Genomic DNA, 21,916 nt, shown 5'->3' with positions numbered 1-21,916 from the left:
TTAATCGAGGAGTAACCAAGGTTCATCATGTCTTATCCCCCATATGGGGTCGACTTCGTATTCAGGGGTCGACCTTTTTACTTTTTGGAGCCGGATCGCCATCAGATTTATATAGGTATATCAAAAATCAGGAGGCGATCTAATGCTTCAGCTTTCAACAGAAGATATGATTTTGTTGGTAAACAAGTGGCAAGGGAGAACCATATTATTCTTGTTTTTAAAGGGTATCACAATGGTCAATACGGCAGCTACACGAAGAATCCTGGCTTCTACAAGAGCATTCGATTTCAAAAAGATGACCTTGATGTCTACATCGATTACGATGATGAAGATGAAAGTGGGCTGTTTAAAGTCACTATTCTAAATGATGTTGTTGGCGAGCAATTGAAGTGGGCTAATCCGACTTCCCTATCTAAATTGAAAGAGCTTCTTGGGATGATGAAGCAACCGCCCGCCGCGCTTATTAATTACATCAACGAGCAAGCATCTTTGGTAGACCGCTAATCTCAATTTATAGCCGTTCCCTCCCCCTCAGGGGTATCGAACGGCTTTTTCTATTCCCCTACCTATTCCCCTCCCCTATCCATCAATCATAAAGCTCCTTGCAATTACCTTCGATAAAAAAATGTTGAATCAATTAATAAAAGAACGTGAAGAAGCGGCGCAACAAAGTGCACCGATTAAGGTACCGGTCCCCTCGAACCGAACCAATGGTGAGGTTGGGGTTAGTACCATTATCAACTATGAATACGATCTTATTAGTGGTGTTCCGGACTACCAGCAAAATGATAACGATAGCATGGAAAACGACTGTGTACCGACAACAGGCGCAGCGATCATTATGTATTACGATGCACATGGATACCCCAATTTGTCGTCGTCGAGTGACTGGAAGCAAGTGGCAAACCGATTGGGTGTCCTGATGGACCATGACGATAGCTATGGTGTGTATAGCAGTAACGTTAAACCTGGGTTCAATGACTATATTTCAGAGAAGGGATATTCCGGTGATTTTACTGTTACCCGAGATACCAGCGTTAGTTTTAGCGACATCAAGAATGAAGTTAGCTCGGACAGTCCTGCATTTCTCCGTGTGGTAGGGTATGACTATAATGATCCTACAGGTGCGGACGGTGGGCACATGATTACACTGGTCGGATATGAGACATACACGGATACAGAAGACTGGTCGACTCCTCAGTATGCGCTTGTCCAAGACAATTGGGAAACGACCGGTAAAACAGTTTATCTTCTCATGGGGCAGTTCGGTTCGATGACTGATATTTGGAAAGTTCGCGACTAATCAGCTCTTGACCAAAGGACGCTCGGGGGACTTCCCCGGCGTCTTTTCCTGTCGATTTGCAACATTAGGGAATTAAATCCGTCTGGATTAGAGAAAGGGGGAGCGGCAAATGAAATTTCATTTACCCATGTTGTTCATTCTGATATTGATCGCCACAGTCCCGGCAGGTTGCAATCAGAATAACGCAAGTGTCGGTGGGCATACAGTGAAGCAGATCAAGTCGTTCTATCCAGAAGATATTCATAATGTAAATCGGATTGAGATATTTAGTTCGGCAGGAGAACGTAAGAAAATCGAGAATAAAAAACTTATTGAGCAGTGGCTGGACCGAATTGGGGAATTGAATGTGACTGTAGACCCCAATCGTGAAGATCACAGTGGAAGTTTATTTACTGTAACATTATTTGAGAGTGAGCAAGAGAAGTTTCGACTGACACCCACTTCAATAAATCGTACTAAGATCATGCCGAACGATGAGTTGGCTGACCAAATAACTCAATTGTGGGATGGGAGCAATACTTAGAATCCCTGCTGTGATTTTATAAACGGAAACTTTAAACACAGGGTCGAGCAGAATAAGGTCTGCTCTACCTCGTTTTTTTATAAACGTTGCGGTGTGCCCCGCGCATTCGGAGAACTGCTGCATCGGATAAACTCGTTAGCAGCGGTCTGGCGGTGAGCGAGCTGTAGCGCGCTTGGGAATGGACGCATCGATCGTTGCACCGGAGCCGGCCGAGCTGCAGGAGCAGTGTGAGCCAGGAGCGTCCGGAGCGACCGCGACGAATTTGGGGAAAGGAACGGAACTGGCAATCAATCTTTTGTTAAAAGCGTCAGGTATCCTTTATGCGTATCGTTATAAAATTAAAAACAAAGGAGGGGGTCTCAAAGTGGTAAATTACAGAACTCCTGTTTCCCAAAGTGAAAAGGTCCTATATGATGACTCGACACTCATATCGGAGCAAGTTTTCACACTGACTGACGGACGTCCGGAGGTTGCACAAGTTTAGTCTGAACCGGGGTATACTTTTCTTTCATACAGATGATGAGAATGTCTTGGACACCACGATTTCGCAGGTCATTTAGCACGCTGAGCCAGAACTTACTGGATTCATTCTCCCCGATCCACATACCGAGTACATCCTTGTTTCCGTCCAAGTCGATGCCAATCACCATGTAGGCCGCTTTGTTAACTATGGCCCCGTCCTGCTTCACTTTGAAGTGGATGGCATCCATGTAGACAACCGCGTACACGCCCTGCAAAGGCCGGTTCTGCCATTCTTTAATGAGCGGCACGATCTTATTCGTGACATTGGAAATGAGCGTAGGCGAAACCTCAATACTGTACAGGTTCTGTAAATGATCCTGAATTTCACGCGTACTGACGCCTTTGGCGTAAAGAGCAATAATCTGGTCTTCGATGCCCGTCACGTTTTTCTGGTGCTTCTGCACAACAACTGGCTCGAACTCGCTCATCCGGTCCCGGGGAACATGGATCTCCTGCTCTCCATATTCGCTGACGACTGTCTTTTTGCTTTTGCCATTACGGCTGTTTGGCGTCAGCTTGGCCTTGACCTCATGTTTCTCGTAGCCCAGGTGTGTGTCCATCTCGGCTTCCAGCATCTCCTGGAGCGTTTCCGCAAACAGTTCTTTCAGAGCGTTCTGCGCATCCTGTGCCGTAACCAGTTTGTTCTCCTTGATGAACGCCCGCAGTTGTTCCTTTGACCAAAGTCCCATGTATTCTCCCCAACCTTTCTATGTCTTCCATTTTACTGGGTTTAGGAGTTTACACAAACTATTTTACAGACTCTAAGAATGCCATGATATCAACATTCATGGGCTTTTCATTTCGCTTCATTTCCCCAAAAGATGGACTTTCGACAACCCCTTTAATTTTTTTTCGTTTATTTACTACCCAACAATGCCCCTTCATATCAACATAGAAGTCCCAGACCTCAGGATTGTAATCGACGCCATTATCTTTCACCCAAAGAAAGTTGACCGCTTCCATCACCATTTCTTCGTACCCACACCGTAATTCTGATATTCCGACATAAGCTTTTCTATTTTCTTCTTTCTAAACTCCATCATATCTATAGTTCTCCTTAGAGAATCAGTTCTCTGTTTGGTCAATACACCGATATATTTACCATGTTTTCAACAACCTCGTCATTATGTTTGAAATCATGCTGGACAAGTTCGATTTGAGATCTGTAAGAAAGAAAATCGTAAATTTTAGCCACCTAATTCAACGCCCTAGTGTCTTTTATGTTTAATATACACAGGTTACTCCTAAAATTCTAAGCTTATTGGCACCGGAATATATGTAAGATCTTTTGTTGATATGAATAATTTTGATCGATCTTATGAGCATTATAGAGTTGATTCCTCGTCTTATATTTGTCTCACACTATGAGGTCAGTCCCATATAGCTGAGACTATTTTAATACCACAACCCCCATGATAGGTCTCTTTCGACTGGGCATGCCAACAGCACAGCGGATATGATCAGCAGGCTGGAGACGATGGTGCTGAGCGGAGCCGAATTGCCGCTTCCGGTTGTTCGTCAACAGATCGCTTCGTCGATCGATGTTTTTGTTCATTTGTCGCGGTTGCGCGACCGTTCACGCCGAGTGACGGAAATCTCCGAGGTTGTTGGTCTGAGGGACGGGGAGGTGGTGCTTCAGCCGCTGTTTACGTTCCAGGAAGAAGGGGAGCAGAACGGCCGAATCGTGGGTCACTTGCAAAGCAGCGGCGCAAAGTTAATCCATACGGACAAGCTGCGTATGTCGGGATTACCAGTTGATTAATGCACAGGAAGGAGAGGATGCGGTTTGTTGCTGAAAGCAGGATCCGGTTTGCAGCGTCGGAAGTCCGGGCTGAAACCGACGGCAGACCCAGCAAGTCTTGCGGACTATCGGGTGTATCCTTTGTCTCCGCGACAGAAGGTCATCTGCACGCTGGTTGGAGGAGCAGCTTTCGTTGCATTAGGCTATATTTTCTTCCATGCTCTCCCGTTGGCATTGCTGCTTTCGTTAGGCGGCTTATACACGCCGAAGTATTGGAGCGGTTACCTGCTGCGCCGGAGAAGGGAGAACCTGAGCCTGCATTTTAAGCAAGCGTTGTATTCGCTGTCCTCCTCATTGGCCGCTGGCCGCTCGGTGGAGAACGGTTTTCGCGAGGCGATCGACGATCTAAGGCTGCTGTATCCAGACGGGGATAATGATGTCATGCGAGAGCTTGCGATCATTTGCGCCCGGATGGATTACGGTCAGCCGATCGAGGAGGCGCTGCTGGATTTCAGCCGACGTGCGGCAATGGAGGATATCGACAACTTTGCCGATGTGTTTACGACCTGCAAGCGTTCCGGTGGAGATCTGGTGGAAGTGATCCGGCGGACATCGAACTTGATCGGTGAGAAGCTGGAGATCACACAGGAAATCAGCGTAATGATCGCCCAGAAACGTTTTGAAGCGAAAGCGATGCTGGCGGCACCGGTCTTGTTCTTACTCTTTATGCAATTCACTTCCCCGGATTATATGCGTCCGCTGCATCATGGCGCTGGGTTGCTGATCTCAGGTGTGGCGTTGCTGTTATATGCAATCTGCGCCTGGCTGATGTTAAAGATCATCGATATTCGAGTATAAAGGGGCGTTGGCTGATTGTACCTTGTGGTTTCGGGATTGCTGCTGTTCGTATTAAGCGGAGGCTGGCTATATGCTTACCAGAAATCTCGCTTCCTCTACCGGGGAGATCTGGATTTGCATCTGGAAGGATTAAAGCTTGTTCGCCTCTCGCCGCCAATGTTGCTGCTTTTGGAGCGGATCAAGGTATCTCAGCGATTTCCCGGCTTCTTCTTTAAAGTTCAGCGTGCCGTGCAGAAAATCGGCGGCAGCCGGCGCAGCCGCGAAATGACGCTGCTCTGGCTATCGGAGGCGCTCACGTACAGTTACATTTGTCTCCTGTTCGGGTGTCTGATGACGTTGCTGAGCGACGGCCCTGCCGGCTTAGGGATCGGCGTCCTGTTCGCTGTGTTGGTGCCGATGGCGCTGCTCAATGACCTTCATCGCAAGGTTCAGCGGCGGGAACAGGCTGTCCTGCTGGAGCTGCCGGAGCTGCTGAACAAAATCGTGCTGCTGGTAGGTGCTGGGTCAACCGTCCAGCAGGCGATGAAGTTATGCCTTGAGCGCAAGCGGGAGCAAATCGGACATCCCTTATACCGGGAGCTGCTGCAGATGCAGAAGGAATGGGAAGGGGGGGATTCATTTCAGCAGGCGATGGAAGGATTCAGCAAACGCTGCGGCATTCAGGAGGTGTCGGCTTTTACGACGGCAGTTCTGTTAAATTACCGCCGCGGCGGGGAGGATTTTGCCCTGGCCCTGCGAGACTTGTCCCATTCATTGTGGGAGAAACGCAAAGCCGTCGGCAGAACGCTGGGCGAGCAAGCCTCGTCCAAGCTGGTGTTTCCGATGGTGCTGCTGTTTATGGCAGTACTGATTTTGGTTGGGGCACCGGCCTTTATGATTATGAATTTGTAATGCACACAGAGGAGGAGAAAACATGTTAACGGCAATTCGCAAAGAGATGAGAAGTTTTTGGCGTAATGAAGAGGGGCTTGGAATGCTGGAAATGATCTTGATTATCGCGGTGATCGTTATTATCGCTGCGATCTTCCGCAAACAGTTGAAGGCGATTATTGAGAGCTTGCTCGATAAAGCCAAGACGAAAACGGAAAACTTCATGGACGAGACTTAAGAATGAAGCTGTGGCAGGATCAACGCGGGGTCTTTACGGTTGAAGCTTCTTTGGTGCTTCCGTTGATTTTTTACACGGTGCTGATCCTTCTGTTCTTCTGTCTTTACCTTTACCAACAGGCGTTGTTGGGGCAGGCTGCCATCGTTGCGGCGGAGCGAACCGCTTATACCTGGGATAACAGCTACCGGGACGGCTTAACCGGAGCCTATGCCGATGGGAAGTACGACTCCCTCTACTGGCGCCTGGGGGATGACGGGTTGCTGCAGGCGATTTTTGGCGGGGACGGCGGCGACAGGGCAGTGAAGCTGGCCTTGCCTGCGGATGCAGGTGATGGAGAGGCTCAGTCGCTTCCGCTGAAGAAGCTGAATCGGACAGGGGCCAGGCTGCCTGAAGGCATCGACGGGGAGATGCGCTATGACAACCGGCTGCTGCTGCGCAAGGTAAGTGTTGCGCTGGATCGGTTCGTCCCGCTGGCTCCGTTGGAGGCTTGGATTGACGATATCCATCAGCGCAGCCGCGCGGAGTCTTATGTGGTCGAGCCGACGGAATGGATTCGGACCGTTGAGCTTGCGCGATATTATGGCGAGAAGTTCCGAAGCGGCAAAGGTGAAGAAGGAATGGACAAGCAGGAAGCGCAGGAAGCGTTGATACGGTTTGGAAAATAACCGGAAGGAGAAGGAGGCGGAGATGTCGGTGTTTTCACGGAATCGCTCGGAGCAAGGGGCGGTTACGGTATTTTTTATCGTAATTTTTGCCGCGGTGTTTGCGTTTGTCGCCCTGTTTATCGATTTCGCCCGCATGTTCGCTTTGCAAGCACAGGTGGAGACCTTGGCGCATGCGGCTTCGAGATCCGTCCTGTCCGCATATGATCGCGAGTTGGCTGAACGGTACGGCATATTTGCATACGGGCAAACGGACGGGAATTACATCATGTCGAAGGTGCTTCAAGACCAATTTGAGCTGGTCCGGCAAAAGGACGGGTTCCCTTTGCTAAACGCAAGGCTGGATTCCTCCACCGCCAGCTTCATGCATCCAATCGGGACTTACCCGGTGTTCGAGCAGCAAATTCGCGAGCAAATGAAGTATCGGGCGCCCATCGACGTTACCATCGAGCTGCTTAATCGCTTTAAACCGATGGCCGGAGTGATGAAGGAAGCCTCTAATACGGTAGATTTGCTGGGGAAGTTGCAGAAGCTTTACGACCAGCGGGAGGCCAAGCTTGATGAGCTCTTGGAGCTGCAGCGCCAAGCCGCCAAGACGGTGGAGTCTTATGCGAAGGTGCTGTCGGGAGGCGGCGGGAGCGGCAGTCTCTCCACGTTGGCCGATGCCACAGCCGAATATCCTGAATTTGTGAGCCAAGTTGAGGCGGATGAGGGCCTGGAGCCGGAGGATCGGATGTATACAGCGGAAATCAGCCGCTACCGTTCTGCAACCAGCGGGTTGTTTGCTGCATTGGATCGCGCTTTGCGTACTGCAGAGCAGAGGCATGCATCGTACCTGCCGCAGGCGAAGTCGCTGCTCGATGAAGCGCGGCGGATCAATGAGCAGATGCGGCAAACGATCGCGGAGGCGAAACATCGTCCAGAACAAGCGGCTTATAATGAGGTGTCTGCCGGGCTAAGCACCCGCAGCGGCAACTTAGATCCGGTTGGTGAAAGCGCGGCGATCACCGAGATTCGAGGCCAAGCCGATGCTTTGCTGCTGTCCGAGGAGTTATTCGCCAGCCTGGCCTCGGATATTGATCGGCAGACAACGGCCTTCGCTGAACTCCGGAGCACGGGGAACACGCTGCAGGCCCAAAGCGGTTCCGTATTATCCGCCACAACTCCGCCCAGCTCTTTCTCTTCGAGCGTGAATAGTGCTGTCAGAGTAAGTGATGCCTATCTGCGTCAATTCGTTACTTCCGGCTCAAGCAATGTTTTAGAAGCGAGTGCATGGAGATTGGATGCCCATCGGTCCTCTGACAAGGAGCGGAAGGCCACAGAGCAGGCGGCAAGTGCAACACTGAAGGATGCAGCCAGTTGGATCCGCAAGATCGAACAGCTCAAAAACGGATTAAGTGAACATCAAGCGAAATTCGATCAGCTGAAGGCGAAGATGGAAGCGAACCGTTCGTTGAACCGTTCCGTGGCTGGCGAGGAGGCTGGGTCTACGAGCGTAAACGATGATCCAAGCGAGGCAGGGCGCGCCTCTATGGGGGTTATGGACAACATTTATGGCGGGCTGGCGGGCCTGATGGGCGGCATGTCGGACAACGTTTATCAAACGGAATACGTTGCGAGTTATTTTCATTTCCTGGATGTCAGTGTCTTAAATGGTTTGTTCGAGGGCAAGAACCAAGCTGATGCGCTGGAAGCGATTCGCGGCCAGCTGGCACCGGAGAGCCAAGAGGTTGAGTATATTCTGTACGGCGCGCATAATCCGGCGGGGAATATCGCGGCTGCGTTCGGGGAGATTTTTGCCATGCGGCTGGCCATTCGGACGATGGAGGGCTTAGTGAAAAATGCGGCAAAAGGCAATCCGTTGCTGGTTTTTGCTGCGGCCTTGCTGTACGGAGCGCAACATGCGCTGCAGGACATGATTTCTTTAACCCGGGACGGAAAGATTCAATTAAGCGACTATCTGAAGGTCGATCTGACCTACCGGGATTATCTCAGATTATTTCTGCTGCTCCATGGCCGGAGCGAACAACGATTGTCGCGGATGCTGGCCGTGATCGCGCTTAATACCGGGGTGGATCCGGCGGAACGGTCCACATATGTCCAAGGGAAGGTAACCGTGGCGATGCCGTTATGGTTTTTGCCGGGAGTAAGCAAAGCGCTGGGGAAAGTCGGCATATTGAAAGGTCATGTGGAAGGAAGCCAGTATTATGTGGCCAAGCAAGCGGATTTTTCATATTAAGGGAACGATGTCGCGCCGCTTCCGGAAGAGATTTTCGGAAGGAAGCATCACTCTGGAAGCCGCCCTAGTCGCTCCGGTGTTTGTGCTGGTTGTATTCTGGTTTGTTTTTCTCGTCCATATGACGCTGCTTTACGGACAACTGCATCTGACCGCAGCAAATGCTGTGAAACAGATCTCTGCTCATATTTATCCGGTAGCGCTCGCAGTCCAGGCTCAGCATAGTGAGGGACAAGAGGTGCAAGCTCCAGCCGCAAAGCCGGGTGATGAGAACTCAGGAGTTTCTTCGGCTGGGGGATCCGATGTCCCAGAGAGTACAACGGAAAGCGGTCCGTTTTCCTGGAAGATCCCGTCCCTGTCCCTGGAGGAATGGGCGAAGCAATATGCGTCCAACTTGCCGGAGCCGCTGTCGACATGGGTAATGGATGCTGCACTTAAAGGTGACGAACCGCTGCAGGAGCTTAAAACGAAAGTGTCCGAGGCCGTATTGGACCCGTTGGTCAAGCCGATGCTGCGCCCTTTTCTTCGCGGCACCCTGCTGGAAGAAGAACGTCTGCATGTCACCCGCGTTACGGTTCCGGATTTGAAGACGGGGAAGCAACCTTACTTTGGCCTCGAGTTAAGCTATGAGCTGCCTTTAAAGGTACCGCTTATCGGCCGGCAACTGGTGCTGCAGACAAGGGCGGAGGAGCGGTTGTGGATCGGCGACACCGGGGAGCTGGATCCCGGAGCTGGAAGCGGTGAAGATCAAACGGGTCAAGCGGCGGTCGTGATCGCTAAGCCCGACCCGGCGTACGCCGGACACCGAGCGACGGTTCTGGCTCAGGTTGCTCCGGGGTCAACCGCCAAGCTGACCGTGTATTACAAAAGCGGGGTCAGCCAAGCGAAATATTTGGGTGAGGCGACGGCGGATGACCAAGGCCAAATCAGCTGGACTTGGCTGGTCGGAGGAAACACCACGCCGGGGACGTGGAGTTTCGTGATTGAAACGGAGGAAGGCATACGTACGACGGCCACGTTCGAGGTGGTAAGCCCGCGTTCGCAATAGGAAAAGGAGTGAGGAACGGATGATTGAGATTTGGGGTTGTTTGCTGATGTTGCTTGCAGCCTTCGTAACGGATTTAAGAACGATGAAAATTCCTAACGTGATTACGGTTACGGGCATTTTCACCGGACTGTCTTATCACCTGTTAACGGACGGGTGGAAAGGTGCCTGGTTTTCAGCGGCCGGGGCGGCCACCGGGTTTGGGCTGATGTTTGCGCTGTATTTGCTTCGTGCGGTCGGAGGCGGCGATGTCAAGCTGTTTGCAGGAATTGGGGCCTGGACGGGCATCGCTTTAACTTTATCGACGATGATGTATTCGATATTGGCCGCCGGGTGCATCGGTCTGATCCTCTTGATTTGGCGCCGGGAAACCGGGCATCGTCTGCGCCGGATTGCCGGCAGCCTCCTTGGAGCGGCGATGCTGCGCAGCCCGGCCCCCATCCAGGCAGTCGCCAAACACCAACTTCAGTTTCCGTTTATGCTGGCTGTGGTGCCGGGAGCACTACTGGCGATTTACTATATGTAACGTATGGGGAGGGATGGAACATGCCGGAGCTGATTACTGATTTTGTCCGGGACGGCGGTACCTACATGATCCTGCAGACGCAGGAGGGGCTGAGGCCGGAAGATTTGAACCGCGTTCAACGCTCCATGCTGGCCGCGGTAACCGTACCAAATCTGCTGCGGCTTGATATCCGTGAAATCGATTATCAAATCAGCCTGCATTATGATATCACCGGAAAAAGAATGCTCTCCCAGTGCCTTCGCAGCGACAAGATCAGTATGCCGGAGTTTTACGGTTTACTGCTCCAGGTGGTTGCTGTACTGGAGGACAGCAAGAGGTATATGCTGTCTCCATCCGGTTTTTTATTGGATGAGACGTATATTTTTGTGGAGGAGCCGTTGTCCAGCGGGGCCATGTATTTTACATATATCCCTTGGAAGGAAGCGCCGCCCGAACCCCCGCTGTCTCAGTCGCTGCTATCGCTGATAACCCGGATGCTGACCTGTGTCTCCCGGGTCGAGGGGGATGGAATCCCGCAGTTGGTCCGATTATGCGGAGATGAGCTTTTTTCATTGGGAGAACTAAAAAAAATGCTGCTCAATTTATTGTCGGAGGAGCCGGACGCCAAGTCCATGGGCGGTGAGCGGGTTGGGGAGAGGAAATCTATTCTCAACGATCCGTCTCCAAGATTGGCAATGTCATCACCACTTTCGTCCCCCCGTTCTGCCGTCGTTAAGGAATATGTTCCTATTGGGGATCAGGCCGAATCGGGAAAATGGGCCGGGGCCGCTGCATCGAATGCCCATGATGCACCTGATGTAAGTTCAATAAGGGAAGCTTGGCCAGGTCTCGATGACGCGGAGGCAACGGGAGAGACGCGAATTAAACCAACCTACCTTGTACTAGGTCTCATTCTGGTCGATGCTTTAGGTTGGAAGTTTCTCTATCTCGATCGTCCCGGAACATTGGGGTTAGCGCTTGGCGCTATGCTTACTGTATTGTTAGGGGCGGCGGGGGTAGTGTTATGGCGTAAATTTTGCAGCAGTTCCGCCAGCTTGGAGGAAGAAGAGGCGGAAGTTGATCACGAGGTGGCCTCCGGGCCGCTCGGAACTTCGCATTCGTTGGACTTCACGGACGAACGGCATTTTGGCTCATCATTCTTCGGCAGAAATGCCGCAATGTCGGAACGTTCGGGTTCTGCGGCGGAGGCCTCGATGGAGTCGTTTGTGCCCCGGCTAGGCCTTCCGGACATGATGATGGAGCCCTCCGGTTCCGCCATGCCTGAGCCGGAATCCGAAGCGAGGTTATCGCCGCCTACGGTTCTGCTGAGCCGGACCGGCCTGGCAGGACAGGACAGCCCGGCCCGTGAACGCGTTCCGCGCTATTACTTGGAGCGGTACGAGTCTTTCGGCGGTGCGGCGGAGCGAATTCCACTGACGCCGGGCAGCTTTGTGATTGGCCGCTCCGAAGACATTGCGCAATACGTAGAGAATACTTCTGGTGTCTCCCGTGCCCATGTGGAGATCTTGGTGACTTCGCACGGCTGTACCTTAAAGGATCTCGGTTCAACCAATGGAACCTACCTCAACGGGGAAAATGTGGCACCCTATAAAGAATATCCTTTGCAAGCTGATGACGTGTTCGTGTTGGCGGAAACGAGGTTTAAGTTTGGAGTGGAAGCGGCCTGAACTCAAATTTGAAATGACCGTAGATTCTCACCGGAAAAGCAGGTATAATGAACGAGAATTATTCTCAATTACAACTTATATACACGGCTTACTGGAAAATTGATTAAAGGATGGTTCTCGACATGTCTGCATTAACCCAATCTTCTAAGCCTCGCTTGCGCTCCCGTCCCTTGGCGGCAACGTTGATTCTGATCGGCGGCGCGGCGTTGCTGCTATTTGCGATCAGCCTCTCGATTTCCGTCGGGGCGGCGGATATTAAACTCGCGACCGTCTGGGATGCGTTGTTCCACTTTCAAGCGGAACAAACCCAGCATCAAATTATTATGGAGCTGCGTCTCCCGCGCGCATTAGCCGCTGCTTTGATCGGTGCGGCGCTTGCGGTAGCCGGTGCGATTATGCAGGGGATGACCCGCAACCCGATGGCCGATTCGGGCTTGCTGGGGCTTAACTCCGGGGCCGGCCTGGCGCTGGCTATTTGCTTCGCATTGATGCCGGGAACTCCGTTCCTGCTGACCATGCTGTACTCGTTTATCGGGGCTGGTCTGGGCGCTGGGCTCGTATTTGGCATCGGCTCTTTGACCAAAGGAGGCCTGTCCCCGGTCCGGCTGACCTTGGCAGGCGCGGCTGTCAGCATGCTGCTGACCGCGATCAGCGAAGGCATCGCCATCTATTTTAAGATTGGACAGGATCTTGCCTTCTGGTACGCCGGTGCGATTGCTGGTGCCAACTGGTTGCAAATCAAGATGGTTTCGCCCTGGGTATTCGCAGGTTTGCTTTGCGCCTTGCTGCTGTCAAGATCCATTACCCTGCTGAGCCTTGGCGAAGAGGTGGCAACCGGTTTGGGTCAAAGAACCGGCTTAATCAAGGTGCTTGGCATGATCATCGTCTTGATCCTTGCCGGCAGCGCTGTTTCAATCGTTGGCGCGATCGGCTTTGTGGGCCTGATGGTTCCGCACGTCGCCCGTTTTCTCGTTGGCGTGGATTACCGCTGGGTTATCCCTTCCTCAGCGCTGCTTGGCAGCTTGCTGATGGTGTTTGCGGATATTTTGGCACGACTGGTTCATCCGCCGCATGAAACGCCGATTGGCGCGCTCATCGCTGTCATTGGGGTACCGTTCTTCCTCTACCTTGCGATGAAGCAGAAGGGGGGATTGGAATGAACCGGATCGAAGCTCCTTTGCATTTGCGGCAAAAAGCCCGCAAAGCTTATATCGTAATGACCGTATTTGCGATACTGATCATTGCGGTGTTCATTTTTAGCATGAACACCGGGTATATCCGGCTGTCGCCAATGGATGTATTTAAGACTTTGTTTGGAATGGGGACGGACAAACAAGAGCTGATTCTCTACGAATTCCGGTTGCCGCGGATCGTCATTTCCGTGCTCATCGGGATGGGCATGGCGGTTGCGGGCTGTATCTTCCAAGGGATTTCCCGGAACCCGCTGGCCGATCCCGGCGTGCTGGGGATTAATGCCGGAGCCGGCCTGGCGGTAACGCTGTTTATTTCTTTTTATCCGACGACGGCCAGTGCGCCCGTCTATTTGATGCCGGTCTTGGCTTTCCTCGGATCGGCCGGGGCAGCAACATTAATTTACGTGCTCTCTTTCAAAAAAAATTACGGGTTGCTCCCGATTCGGATGGTGCTGGTCGGGATCGCGGTAGCCGCTGGCATCAACGCGGCGATGATCGTGCTGCAGCTGCGGCTGCGTCCCGAGAACTTCCAGATGCTGCAGATCTGGTTGGTTGGCAGCATCTGGGGGACGTCTTGGAAGTACGTGCTGGCGCTGCTGCCTTGGCTGATCGTGTTGCTGCCCTACGTGTTCTTGAAGTCCCGCGCGCTGAATGTGCTTAACCTGGGGGATCAAACTGCCACAGGCCTCGGCACTTCGCTGGAACGCTCCCGATTGGGCCTCCTGGCGGCTGCGGTTGGCTTGACCGGCTCCTGCGTTGCGGTGGGCGGCGGTATCTCCTTCGTTGGGCTGATTGCGCCGCACTTGGCCCGCCGATTGGTCGGGCCCAAGCATGAGTATTTGCTCCCGGCCTCCGCGCTGGCCGGCGGCTTGCTAGTGATCCTGGGCGACACGCTGGGCCGATGGGTCCTGCAGCCGGCCGAGATCCCAACGGGGATTGTGGTGGCGATCATCGGTGCACCGTATTTCTTGTACTTGTTAACGAAGTCTCGAGTGTAATAGATAGAGAGAAGCAAGATAAAGGCCCGGAGAACTGGATGTTCCAGTCCTCCGGGCCGTTTTTTTTCATTTGGATTACTTCAGATCGGCGACGGCGGATTCCAGATCGGGGAAAGCGAAGGTGAATCCTGCGTCCAGCATAGCTTGGGGGATGACCTTCTGCCCCTCGAGCAGCAGCAAGGACATCTCGCCTAAACCCGTTCGGAGCACTGGTGCCGGGAGCGGCAGCCAGAAGGGACGGTGATGCACGCGGCAGACCGTGCGTCCGAATTCCCGGTTCGTCACCGGCTGTGGACTTACCGCGTTCACCGGCCCGTGAATGGACGGATGCGTTGCACAATAATCCATCAGCCTTACCATGTCTCGCAGGTGAATCCATGGGACCCATTGCTTGCCGCTGCCGAGGCTACCTCCAAAGCCCAGCAAATAGGGCAGACGCATCAAGGGGTAAGCGCCGCCATCCCGCCCCAGCACGACTCCGGTGCGCAGCTTAACAAGGCGGACTCCACGGAACTCCCGGTCCGCCGTCTCTTCCCAGGCCGCAGTCACCTCGGCGAGAAAATCGGGAGGCGGCGATGGGATCGCGGTGCTCTCGTCAAACGCTTCGGTGAACGAGAGGCCGTAGATCCCCACAGCGGAGCCTTGCACGACAACCTCGGGCTTTCGCTTCATTCGCTCCACGGCGCGTGCTGCCGCCCGGGTGGACTCCAGGCGGGATTCCAATATCCGCCGTTTCGCCTGCTGTGACCACCGCTGGTTCAGCGTAGCTCCGGCCAGGTTGACGATCGTTGAGGCGCCATCCAGCAACGAGGGGGTCTGCTCAACCTCCGCCCATGTCACCGAGGTAAGCCTCTCATTCCTATAGGTCGCCTCACGCAGCCAGCGATTTCCCTTGGCCGTCCTCCGCGTAACGACCATAACCTCATGTCCAAGGTCCAGCCAATACTCGGCTAAAGCCCGGCCGATAAACCCCGATCCCCCGAAAATGACCGCTTTCATGCGGCAAAACCTCCTTCATGCAAAAACATCCAGCAACCTAGTGCAAGACAAGGTGCCGGATGTGATTTTGCGCGGGTAGATGTTTATTTGTTCATTAGATGTTGGTAAGGGCGATAATCGATCTGATTTTTCTCCAAAAACTTGACGAGGAACTTGTTGTCGCGTTTCGGCGTGGCTATGATATAGCCTCGGATGCAGTGCTCCTGCGTAACCTCGGAGGCGTTCTCCTGCACCGCGATTTTGCCGATCTCGGCGGCAATCGAATGCTTGGCGATATCCCGGAACGGCCCCGGAACCGGCTCAACCAACCGGTCGAGGAATGCCTTGGCCTCGTCGGTCCAGAGATGGCGGCTCTTCTCAACCCAATAGTTCTGCCAATCCAGCTTCGACATGCCGTCCGCCTTCGGGAGCACTTTCAGGAATTTGCGGAACATAAAGTAACCGCCGATCGCCATCATGCCTAGCAGCACGAAGCCCCAAAACGCAATACTGTTCATAAACCAGCGGTTTGGGCCTTGGGCGGTCAATATGTAAACGGTCGTTTGCAGCACATTCATCACCTCGGAACGGATTTCGCTTTTCGCGAAAAATTCAGCTATTATGAAAAGTAGAAATTAAATCTTTCAAATCAGAGATAATCAGCTAAAATTATACCTTATTTCTTTATTTATTTCAGCATTCAAGCTAAAATAGGTTTGTTTAGCGATTTAATGTCCAAAAGGGGGAAAACACTTTGCTGAAAATTGGTTCCCATGTTTCGTTCTCGGACAAGGGCCTGCCCAGCGCTACGGCCGAGGCGGTGAGCTACGGCTCCAGCTCGTTCATGATATACACCGGGGCACCGCAAAACACGCGGCGTAAACCGATTGAATCGATGAATATTGAAGAAGGCAAAGCGGCGATGGAGCAAGCCGGGATCGGCGAAATCGTGGTCCATGCGCCTTATATTATCAATTTGGGTTCTTATAAATCCAACACCTATCAGCTCGCAGTTGACTTCCTGCAGGAGGAAATCCGCCGCACGCATGCGCTTGGTGTACGTAACATCGTGCTTCATCCCGGCGCTTTTACGGACAAGGATGCCGAATATGGGGTGAACCGCATTGCAGAGGGACTAAACGAAGTCCTGAACGGAACCAACGAAACGGATGTGTGCATCGCCCTGGAAACGATGGCCGGCAAAGGCACAGAGGTAGGGCGGAGCTTCGAGGAGATCGCGCAGATTATCGACAAAGTCCAACACAACGAGCGGTTAACGATCTGCCTCGATACCTGCCATATCCATGATGCGGGGTACGATATTGTCAACGATTTGGACGGGGTACTGAAGAAGTTCGATGACACGATCGGATTAAAGCGGATTGAAGTCGTTCATATCAATGACAGCAAAAATCCGGTAGGCGCGGCCAAAGACCGCCATGCACCGATTGGCTCCGGCTGGATCGGATTCGAAGCGATCAATCGCGTTGTGCACCACGATGCGCTGCAAGGCCGGCCGTTCATTCTGGAGACGCCTTGGGTCGGGAAGGATGCGAAGACGCAACGTCCGATGTACGAAGTGGAAATCGCGCTGCTGCGGGGGAACGTTGCCGAACGGTTTGGCGATGCCTTCCTGAGCGATGTGGAGCGTTTGGCTGACTTTTTCGCCAAGCAGGACATCCATTCGCGTTCCTTTGTGTTAGACACGTGGAATCTGCTCAAAAACGACGCCAAAGCGAAAAAAGCGGACCCGCGTGAACCGATGGAACGCTTATACGACCTTACCGTGGAAGCAAGCTTATTCCCGGATCTGACGGAAGAGCAGATCAACCATCGCCTGGTGGCCTGGTTCGCCAGCGGTAAATAAGATATAGATAACACAAGAAGCAAGGGGATCGGAAGAACAATGGATACACATGTCAAAACGGGCGGACAACCCGTAAAGCCTTATGAAAGCAATCGTGCGCGCATGCTGATTTCCTGTCCGGACGGACCGGGGATCGTTGCGGCCGTATCCCGCTTCCTGTATGAGCATGGAGCGAATATCGTGCAATCGGACCAATATACGATGGACCCCGAGGGCGGGATGTTTTTTATGCGGATCGAATTTGATTTGGACGGATTGGACGGGCGGATCGACGCGCTCAAAAGCGATTTCGAAGCGATTGCTTCGCAGTTCCGGATGCAGTGGAACATCTATCAGCTCAGCCGCAAAAAGAAGCTGGCCATCTTCGTGTCGAAGGAGGATCATTGCCTCGTCGAGCTGCTCTGGCAGTGGCAGGCCGGCGACCTGGACGCTGAAATCTCTATGGTGGTGAGCAACCATCCGGATATGAAGGAGTACGTCGAGTCGTTTGGGATTCCGTATTACCATATCCCTGTGACGCCGGAGACCAAACACGAAGCGGAGCAAAAGCAACTCGAGATCGTTAGCGGCAAGGTTGACCTGATCGTGCTGGCGAGATACATGCAAATTCTCTCTCCGGCCTTGATCGAGCCGTACCGCAATCGTTTGATCAACATCCACCATTCGTTCCTGCCTGCTTTTGTCGGGGGAAAACCGTACGCCCAAGCGTATAACCGCGGGGTAAAGATCATCGGTGCCACCGCGCATTACGTGACGGAGGAGCTGGATGGCGGACCAATCATTGAGCAAGACGTGCAGCGTGTCAGCCACCGTGACGATGTGAGCGAGCTGAAGCGCATCGGCCGCACCATCGAACGGGTCGTGTTAGCCCGGGCAGTGAAATGGCATATCGAAGATCGGATTTTGGTGCATCAAAACAAGACGGTTGTGTTTAACTAACCGGCCGTGCAGTTCCATTCGAGCAAAGAAAAACCGGCATCCCAGACGGCTTGTCATGGGTGCCGGTTTTTTGCTATGATTACGCTCCCCGTAATACATAGTCACCGGCATAAACGGCGGATGAGTAACTAAATCAACTCAAAATATTTCATTCGCGAGAGAAGGTTTGGGAATAATGGTATGGAAAAGGGGAGAAGGAAGTGCTACAATAGATAAAGTCAAAATGATTTATTCAAAATGATTGTTTTGTAACCGCAGCGTTAGGTTTCATGAGTTTCAAGATTTTTTCATCATTAAGGAGGAAATACGAATGCCACTTACAGACAACAATTCGATCGACAACCTCTCGATCACCACAATTCGTACGCTGGCGATCGACGCGATCGAAAAAGCGAAATCCGGTCATCCGGGCATGCCGATGGGCTCTGCTCCGATGGGTTATCAATTGTTCGCCAAAACGATGGTCCACAATCCAGACGAACCAACCTGGATCAACCGCGACCGTTTTGTTTTGTCCGCCGGCCACGGTTCCATGCTGCTGTACAGCTTGCTGCACCTGTGCGGTTATGACCTTCCAATGGAAGAAATCAAGCAATTCCGTCAATGGGGCAGTAAAACGCCAGGCCATCCAGAGTATGGTCACACTGCAGGCGTTGATGCAACAACCGGTCCGCTGGGCCAAGGGTTGGCGATGGCTGTAGGGATGGCGCTTGCCGAAACGCAACTGGCTGCGACCTATAATAAAGGCGATCTGAAAGTAATCGACCACTATACGTACGGCATCTGCGGCGACGGCGACCTGATGGAAGGCGTAGCCAGCGAAGCCGCGTCGCTTGCCGGCCACCTGAAGCTGGGCAAATTGATCTTCCTGTATGACTCCAACGACATCTCGCTGGACGGTAAGCTGAACCTTAGCTTCTCGGAAAACGTGCGTCAACGCTTCGAAGCTTACGGCTGGCAAACGCTGCGCGTCGAAGACGGCAACGATCTGGCTGCGATCGAAGCGGCGATCGAAGAAGCGAAACGCGACACCGAACGCCCAACGCTGATCGAAGTGAAGACGATTATCGGCTACGGCAGCCCGAACAAGCAAGGTAAAGGCGGGCACGGCGGTACGCACGGCTCCCCGCTGGGACCTGAAGAAGCGAAGCTGACGAAAGAGAACTATAAATGGGTTTACGAAGAAGATTTCTATGTTCCCCAAGAAGTGCGCGAGCATTTTGCCAAAGTCAAAGAACGCGGTATTGCGGCATATCAAGCTTGGCAAGAAACGTTCAAGCAATATAAAGCACAATATCCGGAGCTGGCTGCTCAATTCGAGCGTGCGATCGCTGGTGACCTGCCTTCCGGTTGGGATGCGAAGCTTCCGAAATACAGCCCTTCGGACAAAGCCGTTTCGACTCGCGTCGCTTCCGGTAACGCGCTGAACGGACTGGCTCCGAACGTGCCTCAGCTGCTGGGCGGCTCCGCTGACCTGGAAAGCTCGACGATGACGCATCTGAACGACCTGGCCATGTATACGCCGGAAACCCGCGATGGCCGCAACCTGTACTTCGGCGTGCGCGAGTTCGGCATGGCTGCGGCGATGAACGGCATTATGCTGCACGGCGGCTTGAAAGTATTCGGCGGTACGTTCTTCGTGTTCACCGACTACCTGCGTCCAGCTGTACGCTTGTCCGCTCTGATGAAGCTGCCGGTGACTTACGTGCTGACACATGACAGTATCGCGGTTGGCGAAGACGGCCCAACGCATGAACCGGTTGAACAACTAGCTTCCCTGCGCATCATCCCAGGCTTGACGGTAATCCGTCCGGCAGACGCCAACGAAACATCCGCAGCATGGGCTTATGCAGTAGAAAATAAAGCGAATCCGGTGGCCCTGGTGCTGACGCGTCAAAACCTGCCGATCCTGGAAAACACGGCTGAAAAAGCACGCGAAGGCGTGAAGCGCGGCGGTTACGTTGTATCCGATGCGAAGGACGGCAAGCCGGTGGCTCAGATCATTGCTACAGGCTCTGAAGTTCAGCTGGCGATCAAAGCCCAAGCCGCATTGGCTGAAGAGGGCATCCATGTACGCGTCATCAGCTTGCCAAGCTGGGATCTGTTTGACAAGCAAGATCAAGCTTACAAGGACTCCGTCATCCTGCCGGATGTCAAAGCCCGCGTAGCCGTGGAAATGGCGCATCCATTTGGTTGGGAACGTTTTGTCGGCGAGAAAGGCTCGGTCATCGGCATCGACAAGTTCGGGGCATCCGCGCCTGGCGACAGAGTGATCGAAGAGTATGGCTTTACGGTTGAGAACGTCGTTAGCCACGTGAAAGCTCAATTGAAATAATTTTAGTGTAAGTTCAACAAGTCGGGTCAAGGCCGACTTGTTGAACAACCTCTTGTTAGGGGATGGAAGGGAGAGGGGAACGTGACCCAGTAACTGCAAAATGTGACTGTAGATAAGCAAGCCAACATCTATTTCGACGGCAAAGTCACGAGCCGGACCGTATGGCTTCCAGACGGAAGCAAACTGACGCTGGGGATCATGCTCCCCGGGGAGTACGAATTCGGCACGGATTCGCTGGAAGTGATGGACATCTTGTCCGGGGACCTGAAGGTGCTGCTTCCGGGCGAAACGCTGTGGCGCGAAATTAGCGGGCGTGGAACGTTCACCGTTCCCGCCAAGTCTTCCTTCAAGCTGGAGGTGCGCAGCGTCACCGATTACTGCTGCTCCTACGGGGCAGGAGCCGAGGCGTAGCAGCCTCCTGGCGGGATAACCAAAAAGGCAGGTATCAGCGAATGAACGACAACGCTGAACCTGCCTTTATGTTCCTCTCCTGTTGGAGCGTCTTTCTGATTATTCGCCGATTTGCTTGCCAATCCAGGCTTCATACACTTTGACGATGGAGGAGAGGTCCTCATCGCCGAAGCCTTGGGTTTGCCCCGCTTGGAACAGGCTCTTGGCCAGGTTCAGCATCGGGGCCGGGATGCCGGAGCCGTCGGTTAGCGCAGACGCGAGCTTCAAGTCTTTGAGCATCAACGCCAGCGAGAATTGATTCGTAAAATCATGCTCTATGATTTTGCGGCCTTTGAGCTCTGCGGCTTTACTGCCGGCGGAGCCCAGCTGCACGAGCTCCAGGAAGCGGTCGGCCGGCAGACCCGACTTGGCGGCGATCGCAAAGCCTTCGGCCAGCGCCAGGTTGTTGATGCCAACGATGGTGTTGTGGGCCAGCTTGGCGACGGCGCCGCTGCCGTTGTCACCCATGTGCAGCACTTTTTTGCCCATCGTGTCAAACAGATCCGTTACTTGCGCCAGCGTCTCCGCCGAGCCGCCGACCATAAAGACGAGCGTGCCGTCGATCGCTGCCGGCGAGCTCCCGGTGACCGGGGCGTCAAGGAACGCGCCGCCAAGTGCGGCTACCTGTTTAGCCAGACGTTGCACGAGCGCCGGTGAGATGGTGGAGCAGTCGATGACGGTCGTTCCGGGCCGGATTCCGGCTAAGACGCCGTTTTCCCCTTCGTATACTTCAGCGATGGAATCATCGTTGCTGACCATGGTGATGACAACGTCCGCTCCGGCGGCGGCTTCCTTTGGTGAAGGGGCAACGGCGGCACCCAATTCGGCTAACGGCGCTGCTTTAGAGGCGGTCCGGTTAAATACTGTTACAGGATAACCTGCGCGAAGCAGGTTCGAAGCCATCGGTGCACCCATCGTCCCGAGGCCGATAAATCCGATTGTTTTCAAGTTCGTCACCAACTTCC

General features: G+C 53.2%; 21 protein-coding genes and 2 pseudogenes. 18 read left to right on the top strand and 5 right to left on the bottom strand.

What is annotated here, in order from left to right; genetic code table 11:
• Positions 1-27: 27 nt before the first annotated feature.
• The 3 genes from ACL02P_RS11400 to ACL02P_RS11390 all read left to right on the top strand — a co-directional run bounded on the left by ACL02P_RS11400 (position 28) and on the right by ACL02P_RS11390 (position 1,826).
• Positions 28-504, top strand: a complete 477-nt coding sequence (locus tag ACL02P_RS11400; RefSeq protein WP_089550008.1) for a hypothetical protein — start codon at positions 28-30, stop codon at positions 502-504.
• A 121-nt stretch (positions 505-625) separates the two neighbouring features.
• Positions 626-1,303: a C39 family peptidase gene (locus tag ACL02P_RS11395; protein ID WP_412837267.1), complete on the top strand. Its 678-nt coding sequence runs from the start codon at positions 626-628 to the stop codon at positions 1,301-1,303.
• 109 nt (positions 1,304-1,412) lie between these two features.
• On the top strand, positions 1,413-1,826 hold the full coding sequence (locus ACL02P_RS11390) for a hypothetical protein (protein ID WP_412837266.1): 414 nt from the start codon (positions 1,413-1,415) through the stop codon (positions 1,824-1,826).
• 509 nt (positions 1,827-2,335) lie between these two features.
• On the opposite strand, the pseudogene ACL02P_RS11385 reads toward ACL02P_RS11390, so the two are convergent.
• Together ACL02P_RS11385 and ACL02P_RS11380 are read right to left on the bottom strand one after the other, a co-directional pair.
• Positions 2,336-3,037: pseudogene (locus ACL02P_RS11385) on the bottom strand (IS256 family transposase); the annotation flags it as partial.
• 58 nt (positions 3,038-3,095) lie between these two features.
• Entirely contained in the window at positions 3,096-3,311 is a 216-nt protein-coding gene (locus tag ACL02P_RS11380) for a hypothetical protein (protein WP_412837265.1), read from the bottom strand.
• 448 nt (positions 3,312-3,759) lie between these two features.
• On the opposite strand from ACL02P_RS11380, the pseudogene ACL02P_RS11375 reads away from it, so the two are divergent.
• The 11 genes and pseudogenes from ACL02P_RS11375 to ACL02P_RS11325 all read left to right on the top strand — a co-directional run.
• Positions 3,760-4,110 (top strand): annotated as a pseudogene (locus tag ACL02P_RS11375) (CpaF family protein); the annotation flags it as partial.
• A 24-nt stretch (positions 4,111-4,134) separates the two neighbouring features.
• Positions 4,135-4,947: a type II secretion system F family protein gene (locus ACL02P_RS11370; protein WP_009225755.1), complete on the top strand. Its 813-nt coding sequence runs from the start codon at positions 4,135-4,137 to the stop codon at positions 4,945-4,947.
• 15 nt (positions 4,948-4,962) lie between these two features.
• The gene (locus tag ACL02P_RS11365; protein WP_009225756.1) at positions 4,963-5,838 is read left to right on the top strand and encodes a type II secretion system F family protein; all 876 of its coding nucleotides are present in this window, start codon (positions 4,963-4,965) and stop codon (positions 5,836-5,838) included.
• 22 nt (positions 5,839-5,860) lie between these two features.
• A complete protein-coding gene (locus ACL02P_RS11360) occupies positions 5,861-6,055 on the top strand; it encodes a Flp1 family type IVb pilin (RefSeq protein ID WP_009226011.1) in 195 nt (64 codons plus the stop codon).
• A gap of 2 nt (positions 6,056-6,057) precedes the next feature.
• Positions 6,058-6,720 carry a TadE/TadG family type IV pilus assembly protein gene (locus ACL02P_RS11355; RefSeq protein ID WP_009226012.1) on the top strand — a complete coding sequence of 221 codons (663 nt, stop codon included), beginning with the start codon at positions 6,058-6,060 and terminating at the stop codon, positions 6,718-6,720.
• Positions 6,721-6,742: 22 nt separating this feature from the next.
• A complete protein-coding gene (locus ACL02P_RS11350; RefSeq protein ID WP_412837264.1) occupies positions 6,743-8,956 on the top strand; it encodes a hypothetical protein in 2,214 nt (737 codons plus the stop codon).
• Positions 8,925-10,001: a pilus assembly protein gene (locus tag ACL02P_RS11345; RefSeq protein ID WP_339301730.1), complete on the top strand. Its 1,077-nt coding sequence runs from the start codon at positions 8,925-8,927 to the stop codon at positions 9,999-10,001. Before ACL02P_RS11350 ends, ACL02P_RS11345 begins: the two co-directional genes overlap by 32 nt.
• Before the next feature lie 19 nt (positions 10,002-10,020).
• Positions 10,021-10,524, top strand: a complete 504-nt coding sequence (locus ACL02P_RS11340) for a prepilin peptidase (RefSeq protein ID WP_009226015.1) — start codon at positions 10,021-10,023, stop codon at positions 10,522-10,524.
• Between the two features lie 20 nt (positions 10,525-10,544).
• Positions 10,545-12,191 (top strand): DUF6382 domain-containing protein, encoded by a 1,647-nt coding sequence (locus tag ACL02P_RS11335; protein WP_412837263.1) that lies wholly within the window; start codon positions 10,545-10,547, stop codon positions 12,189-12,191.
• 122 nt (positions 12,192-12,313) lie between these two features.
• On the top strand, positions 12,314-13,351 hold the full coding sequence (locus tag ACL02P_RS11330; RefSeq protein ID WP_260069857.1) for a FecCD family ABC transporter permease: 1,038 nt from the start codon (positions 12,314-12,316) through the stop codon (positions 13,349-13,351).
• Positions 13,348-14,382 (top strand): FecCD family ABC transporter permease, encoded by a 1,035-nt coding sequence (locus ACL02P_RS11325; RefSeq protein WP_009226018.1) that lies wholly within the window; start codon positions 13,348-13,350, stop codon positions 14,380-14,382. Before ACL02P_RS11330 ends, ACL02P_RS11325 begins: the two co-directional genes overlap by 4 nt.
• Positions 14,383-14,457: 75 nt before the next feature.
• Here the strand turns inward: ACL02P_RS11325 and ACL02P_RS11320 are convergent, their stop codons facing one another.
• Together ACL02P_RS11320 and ACL02P_RS11315 are read right to left on the bottom strand one after the other, a co-directional pair.
• Complete coding sequence (locus tag ACL02P_RS11320) at positions 14,458-15,381, bottom strand: TIGR01777 family oxidoreductase (protein WP_260069856.1); 924 nt, start codon at positions 15,379-15,381, stop codon at positions 14,458-14,460.
• Positions 15,382-15,464: 83 nt separating this feature from the next.
• Positions 15,465-15,938 carry a DUF2621 domain-containing protein gene (locus tag ACL02P_RS11315; RefSeq protein ID WP_260069908.1) on the bottom strand — a complete coding sequence of 158 codons (474 nt, stop codon included), beginning with the start codon at positions 15,936-15,938 and terminating at the stop codon, positions 15,465-15,467.
• Positions 15,939-16,114: 176 nt separating this feature from the next.
• Between ACL02P_RS11315 and ACL02P_RS11310 the strand changes: the two genes are divergently transcribed.
• The 4 genes from ACL02P_RS11310 (at position 16,115) to ACL02P_RS11295 (ending at position 20,912) form a co-directional block, all read left to right on the top strand.
• A complete protein-coding gene (locus tag ACL02P_RS11310) occupies positions 16,115-17,227 on the top strand; it encodes a deoxyribonuclease IV (protein WP_009226021.1) in 1,113 nt (370 codons plus the stop codon).
• A gap of 39 nt (positions 17,228-17,266) precedes the next feature.
• Complete coding sequence (gene purU / locus ACL02P_RS11305) at positions 17,267-18,166, top strand: formyltetrahydrofolate deformylase (RefSeq protein WP_009226022.1); 900 nt, start codon at positions 17,267-17,269, stop codon at positions 18,164-18,166.
• A 310-nt stretch (positions 18,167-18,476) separates the two neighbouring features.
• On the top strand, positions 18,477-20,501 hold the full coding sequence (tkt, locus tag ACL02P_RS11300; protein ID WP_009226023.1) for a transketolase: 2,025 nt from the start codon (positions 18,477-18,479) through the stop codon (positions 20,499-20,501).
• Positions 20,502-20,594: 93 nt separating this feature from the next.
• Positions 20,595-20,912: a pyrimidine/purine nucleoside phosphorylase gene (locus ACL02P_RS11295; RefSeq protein WP_412837337.1), complete on the top strand. Its 318-nt coding sequence runs from the start codon at positions 20,595-20,597 to the stop codon at positions 20,910-20,912.
• Between the two features lie 99 nt (positions 20,913-21,011).
• Here ACL02P_RS11295 and ACL02P_RS11290 read toward each other — a convergent pair whose 3' ends face one another.
• On the bottom strand, positions 21,012-21,899 hold the full coding sequence (locus ACL02P_RS11290) for an NAD(P)-dependent oxidoreductase (protein WP_260069854.1): 888 nt from the start codon (positions 21,897-21,899) through the stop codon (positions 21,012-21,014).
• Between the last annotated feature and the right edge of the window lie 17 nt (positions 21,900-21,916).

The organism is Paenibacillus sp. MB22_1 (assembly GCF_047200555.1).
Taxonomy (GTDB): domain Bacteria; phylum Bacillota; class Bacilli; order Paenibacillales; family Paenibacillaceae; genus Fontibacillus; species Fontibacillus phoenicis.
The sequence above is the reverse complement of the archived record's forward strand: the minus strand, read 5'-3'. Positions and strand labels throughout refer to the sequence as shown.

What these genes read in the sequence shown, in the direction of transcription:
- ACL02P_RS11400 (WP_089550008.1), top strand. Translation starts at nt 28, where the DNA reads ATGTCTTATCCCCCATATGGGGTCGACTTCGTATTCAGGGGTCGACCT.
- ACL02P_RS11395 (WP_412837267.1), top strand. Translation starts at nt 626, where the DNA reads ATGTTGAATCAATTAATAAAAGAACGTGAAGAAGCGGCGCAACAAAGT.
- ACL02P_RS11390 (WP_412837266.1), top strand. Translation starts at nt 1,413, where the DNA reads ATGAAATTTCATTTACCCATGTTGTTCATTCTGATATTGATCGCCACA.
- ACL02P_RS11380 (WP_412837265.1), bottom strand. Translation starts at nt 3,311, where the DNA reads ATGGAAGCGGTCAACTTTCTTTGGGTGAAAGATAATGGCGTCGATTAC.
- ACL02P_RS11360 (WP_009226011.1), top strand. Translation starts at nt 5,861, where the DNA reads ATGTTAACGGCAATTCGCAAAGAGATGAGAAGTTTTTGGCGTAATGAA.
- ACL02P_RS11355 (WP_009226012.1), top strand. Translation starts at nt 6,058, where the DNA reads ATGAAGCTGTGGCAGGATCAACGCGGGGTCTTTACGGTTGAAGCTTCT.
- ACL02P_RS11350 (WP_412837264.1), top strand. Translation starts at nt 6,743, where the DNA reads ATGTCGGTGTTTTCACGGAATCGCTCGGAGCAAGGGGCGGTTACGGTA.
- ACL02P_RS11345 (WP_339301730.1), top strand. Translation starts at nt 8,925, where the DNA reads ATGTGGCCAAGCAAGCGGATTTTTCATATTAAGGGAACGATGTCGCGC.
- ACL02P_RS11340 (WP_009226015.1), top strand. Translation starts at nt 10,021, where the DNA reads ATGATTGAGATTTGGGGTTGTTTGCTGATGTTGCTTGCAGCCTTCGTA.
- ACL02P_RS11335 (WP_412837263.1), top strand. Translation starts at nt 10,545, where the DNA reads ATGCCGGAGCTGATTACTGATTTTGTCCGGGACGGCGGTACCTACATG.
- ACL02P_RS11330 (WP_260069857.1), top strand. Translation starts at nt 12,314, where the DNA reads ATGTCTGCATTAACCCAATCTTCTAAGCCTCGCTTGCGCTCCCGTCCC.
- ACL02P_RS11325 (WP_009226018.1), top strand. Translation starts at nt 13,348, where the DNA reads ATGAACCGGATCGAAGCTCCTTTGCATTTGCGGCAAAAAGCCCGCAAA.
- ACL02P_RS11320 (WP_260069856.1), bottom strand. Translation starts at nt 15,381, where the DNA reads ATGAAAGCGGTCATTTTCGGGGGATCGGGGTTTATCGGCCGGGCTTTA.
- ACL02P_RS11315 (WP_260069908.1), bottom strand. Translation starts at nt 15,938, where the DNA reads ATGAATGTGCTGCAAACGACCGTTTACATATTGACCGCCCAAGGCCCA.
- purU (WP_009226022.1), top strand. Translation starts at nt 17,267, where the DNA reads ATGGATACACATGTCAAAACGGGCGGACAACCCGTAAAGCCTTATGAA.
- tkt (WP_009226023.1), top strand. Translation starts at nt 18,477, where the DNA reads ATGCCACTTACAGACAACAATTCGATCGACAACCTCTCGATCACCACA.